We start from the raw sequence: 481 nt of genomic DNA, 5'->3' as shown, positions 1-481 counted from the left end.
CAATTTTAGCCGATGTTACGGCGTTTGCAGCAATAGTTGGAGCAGCGGCTGTTCCGCTTAAGTCTCCTGCCAATTGTACAATACCTTTAGCTGTAGTGGTAGCATCAGAAACTGTAGTACCTGTTCCGGTTGCAGTTGCAGATAATACACCACTTGCATCAATTGCCAGTCCTGAACCCACTTTCACACCACCTAATGTAGTGGCAGTTGCAGCAGGCAAGGTATAATTGTTGGCACTGGCAGCAATTCCATCCAACTTAGTCTTGTCAGCAGCTGTAAACAAACCGGCAGCAGTAGTTGTAGCGGCCGGAAGTGTAGCAGAAGTCCCGGTGCTGCTAGTCACTATTCCTGTGGAAGCAGCTGATGTATAGCCCAAGTTTGTGGCACCGCCAGAAACTGTTGCCCAGGTACCATCTCCTCTTAAAAATGTGGTACTACCAGCTGTACCACTGGCATTGATAGCTCCTACAGGTACCGTATT

Annotated in this window: 1 protein-coding gene; it reads right to left on the bottom strand. The window is 48.4% G+C overall.

Features of this window, described 5'->3' with window-relative positions:
• Window positions 1-481: head fiber protein (locus LN995_RS21775; RefSeq protein ID WP_229963195.1), on the bottom strand; the 481-nt coding region annotated here is incomplete at both ends.

Origin of the sequence: Pontibacter silvestris, assembly GCF_020907275.1 — a bacterium.
Classification (GTDB): Bacteria; Bacteroidota; Bacteroidia; order Cytophagales; family Hymenobacteraceae; genus Pontibacter; species Pontibacter silvestris.
Note: the sequence above shows the minus strand (reverse complement) of the source record. Positions and strands in the feature narration are given on the sequence as shown.